This is a genomic window from Paraburkholderia tropica (assembly GCF_014171495.1).
GTDB classification, from domain to species: Bacteria; Pseudomonadota; Gammaproteobacteria; order Burkholderiales; family Burkholderiaceae; genus Paraburkholderia; species Paraburkholderia tropica.
Window position 1 is genome coordinate 1,456,523 of sequence record NZ_CP049135.1, and the last position, 16,925, is coordinate 1,473,447.

The window sequence follows — 16,925 nt, forward strand, 5'->3', positions numbered from 1 at the left end:
CAACATGACCATTCGTCACCGCATCACGCTTCTCATCGTGCTGATGTTCGTCGCGTTGTCCGCCATCGGCGGCTACGCGGTCTATCAGACGCGCCGCAGCGCCACCGACGTCCACCAGGTCACGCAGGGCGTCGTGCCGAGCGCACTCGCTTCCTCGGACCTCGTCTCGCTCGTCAAGGACGTGCAGCTCGCGACGATGACGCTCGTCTACGCGCCCGACGCGACCACCGCGCAACTCGCTCAGGACGATCTCAAGAAGAAGGAAGCCGACTTGCGCGCCGCGCTCGACGTGCAGCGCAAGGCCGCCGCGAGCCACGCGCAGGACGGCCTCGTCGCGCAGGCGCAGGAAAGCATCACGAACTATTTCAACGCCATCGCCGACACCGCGAAGATGAAGGCCGCGGGCAAGAACGAACTGGCGCAGGCCTATCTGTTCGCGAACGTGGCGCAGTATCGCGACGAACTCGAAGGCATCGTCACCACGATGCGCGTCGAGAAGAACCGCCAGAAGGACGACGCGATCAGCGCGCTCAACGGCATGCTCGACACGACCACCAGCGCGATCGCCGGCGTGACGGGCGGCGCGGTGCTGCTGCTCACCGTGATCGGCCTGCTGCTGTATCGCCAGATCACGCGCCCGCTTTCGCGCATGCAGCAGGAAATGAGCGAGATCGCGTCGAGCCAGGACTTCACGCGCCGCGTGCCGGTGGGCCGTCTCGACGAGATCGGCCATTCGATCGTCGCGTTCAACGGCATGATCGAGAAGATCCAGCACAGCTCGGCGCAGCTCAAGCGCAAGACCGCCGACATTCAGGCGATGCTGCAGAACATGCAGCAGGGCATTCTCACGGTGGTCGAAGGCGCGACCATCCACAACGAGTATTCGGCCTATCTGGAAGCGATTTTCGAAACGAACGAGATCGCGGGCCGCTCGCTGATGGACCTCGTGTTCTCGAACACGGAACTCGACGCCGATACGCTCTCGCAGATCGACGCCGCCGTGCACGCGTGCCTCGGCGAAGACGACGTGAATTTCGCGTTCAACCAGCATCTGCTCGTGAACGAAATCACGCGCACGATGCCCGATGGCCGCACCAAGGTGCTCGATCTGTCGTGGTCGGCGATTACCGACGAGAACGACATCGTCGTGCGTTTGATGCTCTGCGTGCGCGACGTGACCGAGCTGCGCGAACTCGCGGCGGAAGCGGGCGAGCAGAAGCGCCGTCTGCAGATGATCGGCGAAATTCTCGCGGTCAGCGAAGAGAAGTTCCATCGCTTCGTGGAGAGCTCGAAGACCTTCATCCACGAAAACGAACGCATCATTCGCCAGCACGATTGCGCGGACATGGACGCCGTCGCGGCGCTGTTCCGCAACATGCACACGGTGAAGGGCAACGCGCGCACGTACAGCCTCCAGCATCTCACGGGCGTGGTGCACGAAGTCGAGCAGCGTTACGACGCGCTGCGCCGCGAAGATCCGGATCACGTGTGGGATCAGCAGGCGCTGATCGCCGACCTGCATCGCGTGCGCGAAGCGGTCGATCACTATGCGTCGATCAACACCGAAAGTCTCGGTCGCGGCGGCCGCACGCAGGACGGCAGCATCGCGATCGGCCGCGAGCAGATCGACGCGAGCCTGCGTCTGATCGACAACACCCGCGACGACGATCTTGCCTCGCTGCGCGCGATGCGCGCCGAGCTGCGCCGCGTGCTGGGCGCGTTCGGCACCGAGAGCGTGCACGACGCGCTCGCGGGCGTGCTCGATTCGCTGCCGTCGCTGGCGCAGGAGCTGGGCAAGGTCGCGCCGGTCGTGCGCATCGACGATCACGGCTGGCGTCTGCGCAGCGAAGCGGCGGGCACGGTCCGTGACGTCTTCACGCATCTGCTGCGCAACTCGCTCGATCACGGCATTGAAATGCCGACGCAGCGCCGCGCGCAAGGCAAGGACGACGCGGGCCGGATTCAGGTCGACGTCAACGTGATCGACGGCGCGCTGCGCCTCGCGCTCGCCGACGACGGACGCGGCCTCGCGCTCGAACGCATTCGCGGCATCGCCGTCGAGCGCGGCTGGCTCGCCGAAGACGAGATGGCGAGCGACGACGCCATCGCGGCCTTCATCTTCCGTGCGGGTTTTTCGACGGCGCAACAGGTGACCGAAGTGTCGGGGCGCGGCGTGGGCATGGACGCGGTGCGCGACTTCCTCGAACGCGAGGGCGGCCGCATCGAACTGCGCTTCACGGACAACCGGGAAGGCGCCGATTACCGGCACTTCGAAACGATCGTGTATCTGCCGCGCGCGTGCGCCGTCGAAGGCGAACCGGCGCGCGCCACGCAGCAGGAAGAGGAAGCGCTGAGCTAGGCGCGGTTCGGAGGTGGCTGTGGTGTTTCCGTATTTGACAGGCGCGCTGGCGGGCGCCGTGATCGTGGCGATTGGCGCGGTTGTGCTGCATCTGCGCGCGCGTGCGCGTACGAACGCGGCGCTGCAATCGCAACGCGCGCAGCACGATGAACAGCTCGCCCAGGCGAGTGCGCAAGCCGACGACGCGCAATCGCGCGCCGCCGAAGAACATGACGCGCTGGCGGCGCAGATCGAGACGCTGCGCGCCGAACTCGCGCAGCGCAAGTCGGTGGCCGACGCGATGGAAGCGGCGCTGGCCGCCGAGCGTTCGCGTGGCGCCGACGCCTTGCAGCGCGTCGAGCGCATCGCTGCCGAAGCGGCGCGTCTCAGGCAGATGTCGATGACCTTCGAGCGCTGGCACGAGCAGATGATCTCGCTGATGGCGCAGAACCACGACATGCACCAGAAGAACCAGGAGCTGTCGTCGATCGTGAGCCACGTGCTGATCGTCTCGCTGAATGCGTCGATCGAAGCGGCGCGCGCGGGCCCGGCGGGCCGGGGCTTTTCGATCGTCGCGGGCGAAGTGCGTACGCTCGCCACGCGTTCGCAGGAGTTGTCGAAGAGCTATCGCGACAGCCTGCATCGCAACGATCTGATCACCGCCGCGACGTTCCAGGACGTGCAGGCGGGCGGCAAGATGATCGCGGCCTCGCTCGCGAGTGTGGATTCGCTGACGCAGCAACTGTATGCGCAACTCGGCGAATCGCGCGCCGATACGCACACGCAGTCGCACACGCAGGCGCACGCATGATCGGCACGAACGCGCAGGACAGTTTCGAGCGCATTTTCTTCGCGGCGGCGCGCTCGCGGCTCGTGACCGATGCGCAGCACGCGTGCGAGTTCTCGCCCGCCTCGAACGAGGTGGCGCAAGGCGAACACGTGATCGTGCTGACGATCTCGTCGATGCAGTTTCGCGTGCTGCTATTGATTCATCTTAAGGATGACGAAGCCACGCGCGCGTACTACACGGGCGAAACGGAAGCCGGTGCGGGACGGCCGCTCATCGAGACCTTCACGGAGTTCGGCAATCTCTGCTGCGGGTCGATGAACCAGCAGCTCGTCGAGCATTTTCCGGACCTCGGCATGTCCACGCCGTATGCGCTGTCGGGTCAGTGTTTGCCGTATCTGCGCGAGCTGAAGCCCGATAGCGTGAAGTCCTGGGCGCTGACGATCGACGGTTCGGTGCGCCTCGGCGCGACGCTGTGCATCTGCACGCGCGCGCCGCTCGATTTCGTGGCCGCCGACATGGCGGACGCGAGCGAAAGCGCAGGCGAACTCGAATTCTTCTGACGCGCCGCGCGCGCGTCGGCATGTAGTGTCGTGCAATGTCGTGCAGTTTCGTATCGCAGGGAAGTCGGAAAGAGACGTATGAACACGAACAAGCCGGTGAGCAAGGTGTTGCTGCTCGAAAGCGATTCCGCCCGCGCGCTCGCGCTGGCGCAACCCGATGCCGGGCAACGCCTGATGGGCGTGCCGGTGCGCCGCGACGCGCTCGCGGCCGCGCTGCACACGCATTACGACCTCGGCGGCGTGCTGCTCGGCGAGGACTTTGGCGGTTCGCCCGACGCGGCGGCGGCGGTGGCCGTGGCGCTCGAAGTCGCGCGCCCGGAGTTGCCGATCGTGCTGCGCCGGACCACCGACGGCGAATTGCCCGAAGCGCTGCGGCGCGTGCCGCGTGCGAGCTGGAACGAGCGCGAGCCGCAGTCGTTGCAGGCGGCGCTCGACGCGCATGTGTTTTCGCAGGATTACCCGGACCCGCTCGTGGACGGTATCGCCGACATGACGCTCGGCCGTCTGCGCGGGCTGTTTCCGGACCTCGAAGTGAACTGGGACACGCCGAGCATCGTGCGCGACCGCATTATCTTCGGCGAGGTGCTTACGCTGATCCCGATCGAGACCGCGTGGTGCCGCGGCTGGCTGCTGATGCAGACCGAGGAGACGCCGCTCATCGACATGCTGCCGCCGCGCGAAGGGCGCGGCGCGCGCGAGGAAGCGAGCGATTTCCGCGATCTGAACGGCGTGCTCGGCGAACTCACGAATCTCGTATGGGGTGCGTTTCGCAACCGCTATCTCGGGAACGCGCGCAATGCGGGCGCGGGCGATAAAGCGGTCGATAAAGCGGGCGACGGCGACTGGGTCCGCGCGCAGGTGCAGGTGCCGCTGCTCATCAATCATCGGCGGCGCTATCTGTCGTTCGGCTCGGACAATCCGCAGCTATGCATCAAGTACCGGCTCACGTGCCCGAAGACGGGCCGCGAGGCGGTGATCGATCAGCGTTTCGTGTTCAGCCTCGGCTGGTCGCGCGAAGGTTTCGACGAGACGGCCGCACTGGCCGCGGCCGCCGCCGGGCCGGAACCGGTGAGCGGCGAACTCGAACTGTTTTGACGTCAAGATGCGCCGTGCACGGCGCAAAGGAAAGAGACAACATGGCTAAGATTCTGGTGGTGGACGATTCGAGCACGGTGCGTGACGAAGTCGCGGGCTTTCTGCGCAAGAACGGCCTCGACGTCGACACGGCGGTGGACGGCAAGGACGGCCTCGCGAAGCTGAAGGCGAATCCGGGCGTGAAGCTCGTCGTGAGCGACGTGAACATGCCGAACATGGACGGCCTCACGATGGTCGAGAAGATCCGCAGCGAACTCGCGAACACGGCCGTCAACGTGGTGATGCTCACGACGGAAAGCAGCCCGGCGATGAAGGAGCGTGGCAAGGCGGCCGGCGTGCGCGGCTGGATCGTCAAGCCGTTCAAGGGCGAGGCGGTGCTGGAGACGTTCAGGAAGATGGCGGGCTGAGCGCTCGTTTAGCGCTTGGTTCGCGCTCGGTTAGCGTCTCGCGAAAATGAAAAAAGGCCTGCGTTTGCAGGCCTTTTCTATCGATGCCGCGTGAAGCGGCGCGGCGTGTCGAACGCGCTTCGAATCGTTACGCGGCGAGCGCCGCCGCGCCCGCCTTCGCGGGCATCAGCAGCACCGGAATCGATTTCGACGTGGGCGTGCCCGCGCCGTCGGCGATCGATTCCAGCGGCACGAGCGGATTTGTTTCCGGATAGTACGCGCCGAGGCAGCCGCGCGGAATGTCGTACTCCACGAGCATGAAGTCGGTGACGTGACGCTCGATGCCGTCGTCCCAGACGCTCGTGATATCCACGAACTGACCCGGCTCGAAGCCGAGCATCGTCATGTCTTCGCGGTTCGCGAACAGCACGCGGCGCAGGCCGTACACGCCGCGATAACGGTCGTCGAGACCGTAGATCGTGGTGTTGTACTGATCGTGCGAGCGCGTGGTCATCAGCGTCATGAGCTTCTGGCCGTGTTCGGCGCGCGCGCGATGGATCGGCGTGTCGAGCGCGATCGCGTGCACCACGAACTGCGCCTTGCCGCTCGGCGTCTTCCAGACGCGGTCGCGCGACGCGACGCCGAGGTGGAAGCCGCCCGGATGCTTGAGGCGCTCGTTGTAGTTCTGGAAGCCGTCGAACACCTGCTCGATGCCGTCGCGGATCTTCGCATAGTCGCTCGCCTGATCGAGCCAGTCCACTTTCTCGCTGCCGAGCGTGGCGTGCGCCATGCGCGCGACGATCGCGATTTCCGACAGCAGATTGTTCGACGCCGGACGGTTCATGCCGTACGAGATGTGCACCATGCTCATCGAGTCCTCGACGGAGACGCCTTGCGGCACGCCGTTCTGCAGGTCGATTTCGGTACGGCCGAGCGTCGGCAGGATCAGCGCGTCCTCGCCGTGCACAAGATGGCTGCGGTTGAGCTTGGTCGTCACGTGCACGGTGAGCGCGCACGAACGCATGGCGTCGAAGGTGCGCGGCGTGTCGGGCGTGGCGATCGCGAAGTTGCCGCCCAGACCGATGAACACCTTCACGTGGCCTTCGAGCATCGCGTGAATGGTTTCGACCACGTCGTAGCCGTGCTCGCGCGGCGGCTCGAAATCGTAGGCCTTGCCCAGACGGTCGAGGAACGCCTGGGTCGGCTTTTCCTCGATGCCGACCGTGCGGTCGCCCTGCACGTTCGAGTGGCCGCGCACCGGGCACAGGCCCGCGCCGCGGCGGCCGATATTGCCGCGCATCATCATCAGATTCGAGAGCAGCTGAATCGTCGCCACCGAATTCTTGTGCTGCGTGATGCCCATGCCCCACGTCGAAATGACGGCCTTGCCCTTCACGTAGATGTCGGCGAGCTTGAGCACTTCGTCGAGCGGCACGCCCGCTTCGGCGACGATCGTGTCCCACGATTCCGCGCGCAGATCGGCGGCGAAGCTGTCGAAGCCGACCGTATGTTCGGCGATGAAGGCGACGTCGAGAATGCGTTCCGTGCCTTGCGCCGCGGCTTGATCGTCGAGTTCGATCACGCGCTTGGCCATGCCCTTGATCAGCGCGAAGTCGCCGCCGATACGCGGACGGATGAACACCGAGCTGATCTCCACGCCCTTGGGCGAGAGCATGTCGAGCGTGTGCTGCGGGCTCGCGAAGCGCTCCAGCCCGCGTTCCTTGAGCGGATTGATCGAGACGATGGTCGCGCCGCGCTTGGCGCATTCGCGCAGTTCGCCCAGCATGCGCGGGTGATTCGTCGCGGGATTCTGGCCGAAGATCAGCAGCGTGTCGGCGTGCTCGAAGTCGTCGAGCGTGACCGTGCCCTTGCCGATGCCGACCGTGCCCGGCAGGCCGCGGCTGGTGGCCTCGTGGCACATGTTCGAGCAGTCGGGGAAGTTGTTGGTGCCGTACATGCGCACGAACAGCTGATACAGGAACGCGGCTTCGTTGCTCGCGCGGCCCGAGGTGTAGAACGCGGCGCGGTCCGGGTTGTCGAGCGCGTTGAGATGCTTCGCGATCAACCTGAACGCGTCGTCCCATTCGATCGGCACGTAACGGTCGCGCTGCGCGTCGTAGACCATCGGATCGGTCAGACGGCCATGCTGCTCCAGCTCGTAGTCCGATTGCGCCATCAGTTCGGTGACGGTGTGCTGCTCGAAGAAGGCCGGCGTCACGCGCTTGCTGGTGGCTTCGGCGGCCACGGCCTTCACGCCGTTCTCGCAGAATTCGAAGGTCGACGCGTGCTCGCGGTCCGGCCACGCGCAGCCCGGGCAGTCGAAGCCGTCCGGCTGGTTCTGCTTGAGCAGCGTGCGGTAGTTGCCGCCCGACACCTTCTCCTTGATCAGGTTGATCGCGACCTGCTTGAGTGCGCCCCAGCCTGCGGCGGGGTGGTGATACGGTTCGATGCGACCTTGCGGCTTCTTCATGCTTCGGCTTCGGATTCGTGAGGGCGGTTCGCCCGATGAGGCGAGACTACTGTGTTCCTGTGCTCCCGGTGATCACAGAAATCCGGAAAGCCGAGGGATACAGTTGCGACGATTTGCCATAGACTGGTGGGGTTTGTGTTGCCCGTCCTTTCCCTTGCCTTTCGTTTGCCCTGGTTTGCCTCTGCCATGCCCGCGCCGCCTTCCTCGCCGTCTTCCTCGATTACCCGCTACGAACAGCTCGCCGACGACATCGAGGCCGCCGTGCGGCGCGGCGTGTTCGGGCCGGGCGAGCGCGTGCCGTCGGTGCGGCGCGCGAGCCAGCAGCACGGCGTCAGCATCAAGACGGTGCTGCACGCCTATGCGCTGCTGGAAAGCCGGGGCGTGATCGAGTCGCGGCCGCAGTCGGGCTTTTTCGTGCGCGCGCGGCCGCTGGCGCGCGGGACGGGCGAGGCCGGGCGGGAGAACGGCGGCGAAGCGGGCCATGAAGGCGGCGGCGCGGCGCACGACGGCCGCGCGCGCCGTCCGGGCGGCGCGTCCCGACACGCTGCCGCGGCGGCCGCGACGCCCGCTTTGCCGCCGGCCTCGGCGCCCGCGCCCGTGGACGTGAGCCGCCTCGTGCTCTCCACCCTGCGCACCATCGGCGCGCAGGACGCGGTGCCGCTCGGCTCGCCGTATCCGGACCCGGCGCTGTATCCCTGGCGACGCATCAATCAGTACGCGAACGCTATCGCGCGGCGTCACGCGAGCTGGAACCTGATCGACGACCTGCCGCCCGGCAATCCCGAGCTGATCCGCCAGATCGCGCGCCGCTACGCGGAGAACGGCGCGACCATCGACCCGGACGAGATCGTCATTACCGTGGGCGCGACCGAGGCCATCAACCTGAGCCTGCAGGCCGTGGCGCGTCCGGGCGACACGGTAGCCGTCGAATCGCCCACCTACTACGCGATGCTGCACGCGATCGAGCGTCTGGGCATGCGCGCCATCGAAGTGAGCACGCACCCGGACACCGGCATCGACCTCGACGCGCTCGAACGCGTGCTCGCGCGCCAGAAGGTCGCGGCCTGCATGGTGATGCCGAACTTCCAGAATCCGCTGGGCTTTCGCATGCCGGACGCCAGCAAGGCGCGGCTCGTGGAGATCGCGCAGGCGCACGATCTGCCCGTGATCGAGAACGACGTCTATCAGGAGCTGTATTACGGCGATACGCGGCCATCGTCGCTCAAGCAGTTCGACACGCGCGGGCTGGTGCTGCACTGCGCGTCGTTCTCGAAGAGTCTCTCGGCCTCGTACCGCATCGGCTGGGCGATGCCGGGCCGCTATCGCGCGCAGGTCGAAAAGCTCAAGTTCCTCAACACGCTCACCACGCCGTCGGTGCCGCAGGTGGCGCTCGCCGACTATCTGCGCCATGATGGCTACGACCGTCATCTGCGTCGTCTGCGGCGCTTCTACCGGCAGCAGGCACGGCTCATGAAGGCGATGGTCGAACGTTTCTTTCCGGCGGGCACGCGCACGTCCGATCCGCAGGGCGGCTACGTGCTGTGGGTCGAACTGCCGCCGCGCGTGGATTCGATGCGGCTCTATCAGGCCGCGCTCGCGCAGGGCATCACCATCGGGCCGGGATATATGTTTTCGATGCGCAACGACTTTCACCACTACATTCGCCTGAACTATAGCTATCCGTGGACCGCGCAGACCGAGGCGGCGCTGAAGACGCTCGGCGAGCTGGCCGCGAAGATGGCCTGAGGAGACGCACGATGCACGACGAAGACAAGGACGACGACCTGCATAACGGCAACGGCAGCCACGGCGTGCCCGGCGACGAAGACGGCGCGGACGGCGACGTCGATCCCGCGCTGGTCGCGATCCTCGAACAGCTCTGGCGCGCGCATCGCGAGACGCCCGGACGCGAGTGGTCGCTCGCCAAGCTCTCGAAGCAGGCGGGCGTGCCGATGAGCGGTTTGCGCCGCCACTTGACCGGACTCGTCGACAGCGGCCTCGTGGTGACCACGCTCGCCGAGGACGGCACGGGCCGGGCGAGCCTTTCGGAAGACGGCTGCGCGTTCTGTCTGGAGGTGTTCGGCGACGCGGACGGCGCGGAGGGGACGAACTGAGCCTGGGAGACGAACGCGCCGCGTACGCCGCGTATGCCGCGTACGCCGGGCCGGTCAAGCGCGTTTGCGCGCGGCGCATTACACTCGCTCGAACTTCATCGTCATCGCCATGGACTATATCGACACCTTGCGGATCTTCCGTTCCGTGGTCGAGGCGCGCAGCTTCACGCGCGCCGCGGACATGCACGGCCTCGCCACGCCGGTCGTCTCGCGCGCGATCGCGCGGCTGGAAAAGCGGCTCGGCAGCCGCCTGTTTCACCGCACCACGCGCGCGGTGTCGCTGACCGAGGCCGCCGAGCGCTTCTACGACGGCTGCTGCCGCGTGCTCGACGACCTCGACGCGCTGGAGGCGGGCGCCACCGAGCAGACGCGCGAAGCCAACGGCGTGCTGCGTCTCGTCGCGCACACCACGGCCACGGTGAACCGGCTCGTGCCGCTCATTTCGAGCTTCAAGCGCGCGCATCCCAAAGTCACGCTCGACGTGATGCTGACCGAGCGCCAGGTCGATCTGGTCGCGGACGGCTACGACCTCGGCCTCGTGCTGCCGTTCATGCTCAACAACGACACCACGGTGACGAAGCTGCTCGAACGCATTCCGCTCGCGCTCGTCACCTCGCCCGCGTATCTCGCGGCCACGTCCACGCCGCGCCATCCCGCCGATCTCGCGCAGCACGTCTTCGTGCCGATGCCGCCGTCGCTGCGCAAGCCCTCGCTCACGTTTCGCGGCCCCGAAGGCGAGGACGACGTGACCGTGCAACTGAAGTACGAGATCGCGTCGAACAATCCCGAGTTCAATCGCGCGATGGTGCTGGAAGGCTTCGGCATCGGCATTCTGCCGGTCGCGCTGGTGCAGGCGGATCTGGCGGCGGGCCGCCTCGTCACGCTGCTCGACGACTTCCCGATCAGCGACATGCAGATCGAGATCCGTCTCGCGTACACCTCGCGCACGCTGCTGCCCGCCAAGGTGCGCGCTTTCATCGATCACGCGACGGAGTTTTTCGGCGGTGTCACGCACGCCCAGCCGCATACTCAGGCGCTCGCCGATGCGCAGGCACAGCAAGTCGGTTGAGAATTCAGCGTGCGCTTCATAGCCGCTTCATAGCGCGTTGCGCAGCGATTGTTGCCGCCGCGGTCGTAAATTGATGCCGCGCGCGGCAGTTGTGGCGGCCCGCCAGGCCGTCTAATCTGTGCGTATGCACACATCCGACCGTTCTTCGCCGGCGCAGTCGTTTTCCGCCCTCGCCCTGGAGCACGACGACTGCTTCGCAGTGCGTCAGGCGGCGCGCCATCTTTCGCAGCTTTACGAGCGGCATCTGAGCGCGGCGGGGCTCACGCCCACGCAGTTCAGCCTGCTCGGCGCGCTCGGCGCGCTCGGCGCGACGGACCCGGCGGACCCGGCGCAAGACCAACCCTCGCTGACGATGGCGCAACTCGCCCGCACGATGGTGATGGAACGCACGACGCTGGTGCGCGCGCTGCGGCCCTTGCTGCGCAGCGGTCTGGTCGCCGATCTGGCGGTGGCAAAACATACGGCAACGGACGGCGAGCAGGCGCCGCAAGGCGCGGATTGCCGTCGCCGCCAGGTTGCGCTCACGGCGGCGGGGCGCGCGCGGCTGGACGAAGCGGGCGTGCATTGGCGCGCCGCGCAGGACGAATTCGAGCGCCGTTTCGGCGCGCAGCGCGCCGCGTGGCTCAGGCGCGAATTGCTGCGCATCACGCGGGCGGTGTGAGTTGATACGCATCGGTTTCATCACGCTGCGGCATTTTTTTATTCTCATTAGTGCATATACACAGGTGAACGTCATGTCGAGTCCTTCCACTCCTGCCACGGGCGTCGCGCCGCGCGAACGGGCGCGTCTGCCCTGGATGCGCCTCGCAGTCGGCGCCGTGGCGCTCGTGCTCGCGGCGGCGCTGGGCTACTGGTTCCTCGTGCTGCGCTTTGTGCAATCCACCGACGACGCCTACGTGGGCGGCAACGTCACGGTGATGGCGCCGCGCGTGAGCGGCTTTGTCGCCGAGATCGACGTGCAGGACAACCAGCGCGTGAAGGCCGGCCAGGTGCTGATCCGGCTCGACGCGCGCGACTACGACGCGAAGCTCGCGCAGGCCGACGCCGAACTCGCGAGCGCACGCGCCGCCGTGGCGGAGCTCGATGCGCGCCGCACGCTGCAAGCCGCCGTCATCAATCAGAGCCAGGCCGAGGCGCGCGCCTCGAACGCGGAACTCACGCGCAGCGCGCAGGACCAGACGCGTTACCGCGCGCTCGTGAAGGACGACGCGGTGTCGAATCAACTCGTCGAACGCGCCGACGCCGACGCCGCGAAAGCCCAGGCCTCGGTCGCGAAAAGCGGTGCGGCGGTGCTGGCCGCGCAACGTCAGCTCGACGTGCTGGCCGCGCAGATCGTCGACGCGCAGGCGCGCGTGGCAACCGCCGAAGCGAGCCGCCGTCTCGCGGCGCTCAACGTCGATTACACGACGATCCGCGCACCGGTGGACGGTTTCATCGGCAATCGCACGGCGCGGGTGGGCATGCTCGCGAACGTGGGCGCGCCGCTGCTGACCGTGGTGCCCGCGTCGGACCTCTGGGTGGACGCGAATTTCAAGGAGGATCAGCTCCGCAAGATGCACGCGGGCGATGCCGCCGACGTCGAACTCGACGCCGCGAGCGGCACGCTGCATGGCCGCGTCGAAAGTCTTGCGCCGGCCACGGGCGCGACCTTCAGCGTGCTGCCGGCCGAGAACGCGACCGGCAACTTCACGAAGATCGTGCAGCGCGTGCCGGTGCGCATTCGCGTGCAGGTGCCGCCGGGCATGGAGGGCGTGCTGCGTCCGGGCCTCTCGGCGACGGTGAAGGTGCATCTGGACAGCGGCGCGCAGCACGCCGCCGCGCAATGAACGCCACGGACCCGACATGAACGCCCCGACCACCGAACTCGAAGTGCGCCCCACAGCGGCCGCAAGCGAGACTCTGAACGCAGCCGCGCCGCGCCCGCTTCAGCCGCACGAACAGCCGATGGCGCAGCGCGCTTTCGCGTTCGCGCTGATGTGCATCGGCTTCTTCATGGCGACGCTCGATATCCAGATCGTCGCTTCGTCGCTGCGCGATATCGGCGGCGGACTGTCCGCGAGCCAGGACGAACTCTCGTGGGTGCAGACCGCGTATCTGATCGCCGAAATCATGGTGATTCCGATGTCGGGCTGGCTCTCGAAAGTGTTCTCGACGCGCTGGCTGTTCGTCGGCTCGGCGGTGGGGTTCACGATCACGAGCATGCTGTGCGGCCTCGCGTGGGACATCAACTCGATGATCATCTTCCGCGCGCTGCAAGGCGCGCTCGGCGCCGCGATGATTCCCACCGTGTTCACCACGGCATTCGTGCTGTTTCCCGGCAAACAGCGCATCGTGGCCTCGACGACCATCGGCGCGCTGGCCTCGCTCGCGCCCACGCTCGGCCCCGTGATCGGCGGCTGGATCACCGACCAGTGGTCGTGGCACTGGCTGTTCTATCTGAACCTCGTGCCCGGCATCGCCGTGGCCGCACTGGTGCCGAAGTACGTGCATATCGACGAACCGGATCTCTCGCTGATCAAGCGCGGCGATTATCTCGGCATCGTGCTGATGAGCGCGTTTCTCGGCTGCCTCGAATACGTGCTCGAAGAAGGGCCGCGCAAGAACTGGTTCGGCGACGACGCGATCGTGTTCTGCGCGTGGATCGCGGCCATCGGCGGCTTTCTGTTCATCGTGCATGCGCTCACCGCGAAAGAGCCGATCGTCGATCTGCGCGCGCTCTCGGTGCGCAACTTCGGCATCGGCAGCGTGCTGTCGTTCGTGACCGGCATCGGCATCTTCGTGGCCGTGTTTCTCACGCCGCTGTTTCTCGCGGAAGTGCGCGGATTCAGCTCGTTGCAGATCGGTTTGTCGCTGCTTTCGGTGGGCGCGTTCCAGTTGATCGCGCTCGGCTTCTACGCGTTCGCCACGCGCTATTTCAGCATGCGTGCGCTGCTGCTGTTCGGGCTCGTGTGCTTCGGGCTCGGCTGTTATCTCTACGTGCCGCTCACGCACGATTGGGGCTGGCAGCAATTCCTGCTGCCGCAGGCGCTGCGCGGCATCGGCCAGCAATTCGCGGTGCCGCCCATCGTGACGATGTCGCTCGGCTCGCTGCCGCCTTCGCGGCTGAAATCGGCGAGCGGGTTGTTCAATCTGATGCGCAATCTGGGCGGCGCGATCGGCATTGCAGTGAGCGCGACGATGCTCAACGATCGCCTGAATTTTCACTATCTGCGTCTGAACGAGAGCGTGACGCACGGCGTGCCGCAAGTCGAACTCCTGCTCGCCGGACGCACCGCGTACTGGTCGACGATGGCGGGCAACACGCTCGACGCCGCGCAAACGGGACTCGCGCAACTGCACGCGCTGGTGCTGCGCGAAGCGCTCGTCATGACGTTCTCCGATACGTTCTTCGTGCTGTCGCTGTGCTTCGTGGTGGCGATTGCCTGCGTGGCGTTTTCGCGGCCGATCACGACCGCCGCGCCGCCGCCGGACGCGCATTGAGTCCGCAATCAAGTCCGCAATCAAGTCCGCAATCAAGTCCGCAATCAAGTCCGCAATCAAGTTCGCACCGAAGTTTGCATTGAATCTCCGAGGTTCACCATGTCACGTTCGACGCTTTCTCCTCTGAAGCCGATCCGTCTTGCGCGGTCGACGCTTTCGGCACTCGCGCTCGCCGCGCTCGCGGCCTGCGCCGTGCAGCCCGCGCAACACGCCGATCTGCCCGCGACGGTGCACGACACCGCGCCCGCCGCGTGGCGCATCGACGCCCCGCAGGACGCCATCGACGCCCGCGCCTGGTGGGCGCAATTCGACGACCCGACGCTCGACGCGCTGCTCGCCACGGTGCTGGGCGGCAATCTCGACTTGCAGGCCGCCGCCGAGCGCGTGAAGCAGGCGCAATCGATCACGACGCAAAAGCACGCGGCGCTGCTGCCGCAACTCGACTTCACGGCGCAGGGTGCGTATGCGCGGCAGAACACGCCGCCGCCGCTCGGTTATGTGAAGCAGGCGGGCGCGGGCCTCGCGCTGAGCTGGTCGCCCGATGTGTTCGGCGGCGAGCGGCTCGATCTGCTGGCGGCGCAGGCGAATCTCGTCGGTCAGCAACACGCGCTCGACGCCGTGCGTCTCGCGCTGGCGGCGGATACGGCGTCCGCGTATGTCGATCTGCGCTGGGCGCAGGCGGAACTGAAGATTCTTCAGGACAACGTCGGGATACGTCAGCGCACCTTGCAGCTCACGCAGGATCGCCTGAAATACGGGCTGTCCACGCAACTCGACGTCACGCGTGCGCAAACGCAGTTGAGCGAACTGCAGGCGCGGATTCCGCGCGCGCAGGCGAGCATCGATCATCAACTGAATCTGCTTGCGGTGTACACGGGCCGCACGCCGGAAGCCGTCGCGCAACTCGCGCTCGCGACGCCCGCGCCGATTCCGGCCGCGCCCGCGAGCGTGCCGCAACTGCTGCCTTCCGAAGCGCTGCTGCGTCGCCCCGACGTGCAGGCCGCTTACGCGACGGTCGAGCAGCGCGCGGCGGAAGTGGGCGTGGCGCGCGCGGAGCGGTATCCGAAGTTCTCGCTCAATCTCGCGGATGGCGTGCTCGCGGCTTCGTATCTCGGGCTGCCGACGCTCACCGACAACCTCTTCAGCGCGGCGCTGAGCGCGACGAGCCCGATCTTCAACGCGGGCCGCATCAGCGCCGATATCGCGCAGAGCGAAAGCCGCATGCGCGAATCGCAGCTGAATTTGCAGCAGACGATGTTGCAGGCGTTGCGCGAAGTGGAGGACAGCCGCACCGACCTCGTGAGCACGGCCGCGCAGACGCAGCAGTTGCACGACGCCGTGACGGCTTCGGCGCAATCGCTCAAGCTCGCGAATCAGCTTTACAAAGGCGGCGCGACGGATTTTCTCGATGTGCTGAGCGCGCAGCAAACCTGGCTCGCCGATGCCGATCTGCTCAACGACGCGCAGCGCGAGCGCGCGCTCGCGGCGGTCGCGTTGTACCGCTCGCTCGGCGGCGGCTGGAGCGAAAGCGGCGAGGTGGTCGCATCGTCGCCGGTCGCGGCGCGCGGCGGCTGAGTCGCTGGATGAGTCGTTGGCTCAGTCGGCGTCCGCGCGTTCAGGCTTCGGCGCGCGCGGCGGCGCGCCATTGCGCGGGCGTCATGCCCACGTGGCGCTTGAAACCGCGCTGGAACGCGGCATCGGATTGATAGCCGACGAATTCGCCGATCTCCGCCACCGGCTGATTGCCCTGCGCGAGCAGACGGCCCGCGAGCGTCATGCGGATGTCGGTGAGCACGTCGGCGGCCGAGCGTCCGATCGCTTCATCGAAATGACGCGCGAAGGTCGCGCGCGACATGTGGCAGAGCGCGGCGAGATCGGGCAGCGTCCACGGGCGGCCCGGCGTCTCGAACATGGCGTCGATCGCCGGTTGCAGACGCGGTTGCCGGGCCAGCGCGAGCAGGCCGCGCGGCGGCGCGTCGGTGCCGCTCGCGTAGCGCAGCGTGAGCGCGAACAGCGCGCCCGAGAGATGGTTGACGAGCGAATCGCTGCCCGGCCCCGCTTCGAGCGCCTCGTCGCGCAGCAGCGCGATCAGGCGCACGAGCCGCTCGGGCGCATGGCCGCCCGCGGGCGCGCTGTGCACGACGAGGCGGCCCGGCAGGTTCTCGCGCAGCAGCCGTTGCGGCACGGCGGGCAGCAGGAAGCGGCCGCAGAGCACGTCGGTGCGGTGCGCGTCGGTCTGGTTGGTCGCCACTTCGAGGCCGTTTTCCACACGTTTTTCGACCGCCGAGGGCGCTTCGCCGCTGCCGTCGTGCAGCACGTGCGCGCCGCCCGCCGGGAACAGCACGATGTCGCCCGCATGCAGCGCGGTGGGCGTGCCGTGCGCGTCCTCGACGATGGCCGAGCCCGCGATCAGCACGTGATAGCGGATCTCGCGCGGGCCCGCACCGGGCTCGTCGATACGCCACGGCGCGCCGAAGTGGCAGCGCACGTCGAGTCGGCCCGCGACGGGCATGAGCGAGAGCAAGCGGCTGAGGATGTCCATGAGCGGCGGTATGGGTGGAAGGGCGGTGAGACGATCGAGCATGAATTCGCGTCATTCTGGCATTAAAAGCGTCGGCGTGCG

Annotated in this window: 14 protein-coding genes; 12 read left to right on the top strand and 2 right to left on the bottom strand. The window is 67.0% G+C overall.

The window, feature by feature from the left end; translation table 11 throughout:
• Nucleotides 1-4 precede the first annotated feature (4 nt).
• The 5 genes from G5S35_RS21350 to G5S35_RS21370 all read left to right on the top strand — a co-directional run bounded on the left by G5S35_RS21350 (nucleotide 5) and on the right by G5S35_RS21370 (nucleotide 5,190).
• Complete coding sequence (locus tag G5S35_RS21350; RefSeq protein ID WP_183038968.1) at nucleotides 5-2,359, top strand: HAMP domain-containing protein; 2,355 nt, start codon at nucleotides 5-7, stop codon at nucleotides 2,357-2,359.
• Nucleotides 2,360-2,378: 19 nt separating this feature from the next.
• Nucleotides 2,379-3,149 carry a methyl-accepting chemotaxis protein gene (locus G5S35_RS21355; RefSeq protein ID WP_074981064.1) on the top strand — a complete coding sequence of 257 codons (771 nt, stop codon included), beginning with the start codon at nucleotides 2,379-2,381 and terminating at the stop codon, nucleotides 3,147-3,149.
• Entirely contained in the window at nucleotides 3,146-3,688 is a 543-nt protein-coding gene (locus tag G5S35_RS21360) for a hypothetical protein (RefSeq protein WP_074981062.1), read from the top strand. Before G5S35_RS21355 ends, G5S35_RS21360 begins: the two co-directional genes overlap by 4 nt.
• 78 nt (nucleotides 3,689-3,766) lie before the next feature.
• Nucleotides 3,767-4,783: a chemotaxis protein CheX gene (locus G5S35_RS21365; RefSeq protein ID WP_183038969.1), complete on the top strand. Its 1,017-nt coding sequence runs from the start codon at nucleotides 3,767-3,769 to the stop codon at nucleotides 4,781-4,783.
• 41 nt (nucleotides 4,784-4,824) lie between these two features.
• Nucleotides 4,825-5,190 (top strand): response regulator, encoded by a 366-nt coding sequence (locus tag G5S35_RS21370; RefSeq protein WP_065064350.1) that lies wholly within the window; start codon nucleotides 4,825-4,827, stop codon nucleotides 5,188-5,190.
• Between the two features lie 127 nt (nucleotides 5,191-5,317).
• Here the strand turns inward: G5S35_RS21370 and G5S35_RS21375 are convergent, their stop codons facing one another.
• Nucleotides 5,318-7,639: an FdhF/YdeP family oxidoreductase gene (locus tag G5S35_RS21375; RefSeq protein WP_074981059.1), complete on the bottom strand. Its 2,322-nt coding sequence runs from the start codon at nucleotides 7,637-7,639 to the stop codon at nucleotides 5,318-5,320.
• A 219-nt stretch (nucleotides 7,640-7,858) separates the two neighbouring features.
• Here G5S35_RS21375 and G5S35_RS21380 point away from each other — a divergent pair, with 219 nt between their 5' ends.
• From G5S35_RS21380 to G5S35_RS21410, 7 genes are all read left to right on the top strand, one after another.
• Nucleotides 7,859-9,385: an aminotransferase-like domain-containing protein gene (locus G5S35_RS21380; RefSeq protein ID WP_183039472.1), complete on the top strand. Its 1,527-nt coding sequence runs from the start codon at nucleotides 7,859-7,861 to the stop codon at nucleotides 9,383-9,385.
• Nucleotides 9,386-9,396: 11 nt separating this feature from the next.
• The gene (locus G5S35_RS21385; RefSeq protein ID WP_183038970.1) at nucleotides 9,397-9,753 is read left to right on the top strand and encodes a helix-turn-helix domain-containing protein; all 357 of its coding nucleotides are present in this window, start codon (nucleotides 9,397-9,399) and stop codon (nucleotides 9,751-9,753) included.
• 109 nt (nucleotides 9,754-9,862) lie between these two features.
• Nucleotides 9,863-10,822: a LysR family transcriptional regulator gene (locus G5S35_RS21390; protein WP_080180861.1), complete on the top strand. Its 960-nt coding sequence runs from the start codon at nucleotides 9,863-9,865 to the stop codon at nucleotides 10,820-10,822.
• A 124-nt stretch (nucleotides 10,823-10,946) separates the two neighbouring features.
• On the top strand, nucleotides 10,947-11,483 hold the full coding sequence (locus G5S35_RS21395) for a MarR family winged helix-turn-helix transcriptional regulator (protein WP_183038971.1): 537 nt from the start codon (nucleotides 10,947-10,949) through the stop codon (nucleotides 11,481-11,483).
• A 73-nt stretch (nucleotides 11,484-11,556) separates the two neighbouring features.
• On the top strand, nucleotides 11,557-12,648 hold the full coding sequence (locus G5S35_RS21400) for an HlyD family secretion protein (RefSeq protein ID WP_183038972.1): 1,092 nt from the start codon (nucleotides 11,557-11,559) through the stop codon (nucleotides 12,646-12,648).
• Between the two features lie 118 nt (nucleotides 12,649-12,766).
• Nucleotides 12,767-14,302 carry a DHA2 family efflux MFS transporter permease subunit gene (locus tag G5S35_RS21405; protein WP_065064441.1) on the top strand — a complete coding sequence of 512 codons (1,536 nt, stop codon included), beginning with the start codon at nucleotides 12,767-12,769 and terminating at the stop codon, nucleotides 14,300-14,302.
• A gap of 99 nt (nucleotides 14,303-14,401) precedes the next feature.
• Entirely contained in the window at nucleotides 14,402-15,877 is a 1,476-nt protein-coding gene (locus G5S35_RS21410; protein WP_183038973.1) for an efflux transporter outer membrane subunit, read from the top strand.
• A 40-nt stretch (nucleotides 15,878-15,917) separates the two neighbouring features.
• Here the strand turns inward: G5S35_RS21410 and G5S35_RS21415 are convergent, their stop codons facing one another.
• Nucleotides 15,918-16,886, bottom strand: a complete 969-nt coding sequence (locus G5S35_RS21415) for an AraC family transcriptional regulator (RefSeq protein ID WP_237181393.1) — start codon at nucleotides 16,884-16,886, stop codon at nucleotides 15,918-15,920.
• Nucleotides 16,887-16,925: the final 39 nt, after the last annotated feature.

Bases quoted from the DNA above. Each gene is read 5' to 3' on its own strand.
- G5S35_RS21375 (WP_074981059.1), bottom strand. From the start codon at position 7,639: ATGAAGAAGCCGCAAGGTCGCATCGAACCGTATCACCACCCCGCCGCA.
- G5S35_RS21360 (WP_074981062.1), top strand. From the start codon at position 3,146: ATGATCGGCACGAACGCGCAGGACAGTTTCGAGCGCATTTTCTTCGCG.
- G5S35_RS21370 (WP_065064350.1), top strand. From the start codon at position 4,825: ATGGCTAAGATTCTGGTGGTGGACGATTCGAGCACGGTGCGTGACGAA.
- G5S35_RS21365 (WP_183038969.1), top strand. From the start codon at position 3,767: ATGAACACGAACAAGCCGGTGAGCAAGGTGTTGCTGCTCGAAAGCGAT.
- G5S35_RS21405 (WP_065064441.1), top strand. From the start codon at position 12,767: ATGGCGCAGCGCGCTTTCGCGTTCGCGCTGATGTGCATCGGCTTCTTC.
- G5S35_RS21410 (WP_183038973.1), top strand. From the start codon at position 14,402: ATGTCACGTTCGACGCTTTCTCCTCTGAAGCCGATCCGTCTTGCGCGG.
- G5S35_RS21390 (WP_080180861.1), top strand. From the start codon at position 9,863: ATGGACTATATCGACACCTTGCGGATCTTCCGTTCCGTGGTCGAGGCG.
- G5S35_RS21385 (WP_183038970.1), top strand. From the start codon at position 9,397: ATGCACGACGAAGACAAGGACGACGACCTGCATAACGGCAACGGCAGC.
- G5S35_RS21400 (WP_183038972.1), top strand. From the start codon at position 11,557: ATGTCGAGTCCTTCCACTCCTGCCACGGGCGTCGCGCCGCGCGAACGG.
- G5S35_RS21350 (WP_183038968.1), top strand. From the start codon at position 5: ATGACCATTCGTCACCGCATCACGCTTCTCATCGTGCTGATGTTCGTC.
- G5S35_RS21415 (WP_237181393.1), bottom strand. From the start codon at position 16,886: ATGCTCGATCGTCTCACCGCCCTTCCACCCATACCGCCGCTCATGGAC.
- G5S35_RS21395 (WP_183038971.1), top strand. From the start codon at position 10,947: ATGCACACATCCGACCGTTCTTCGCCGGCGCAGTCGTTTTCCGCCCTC.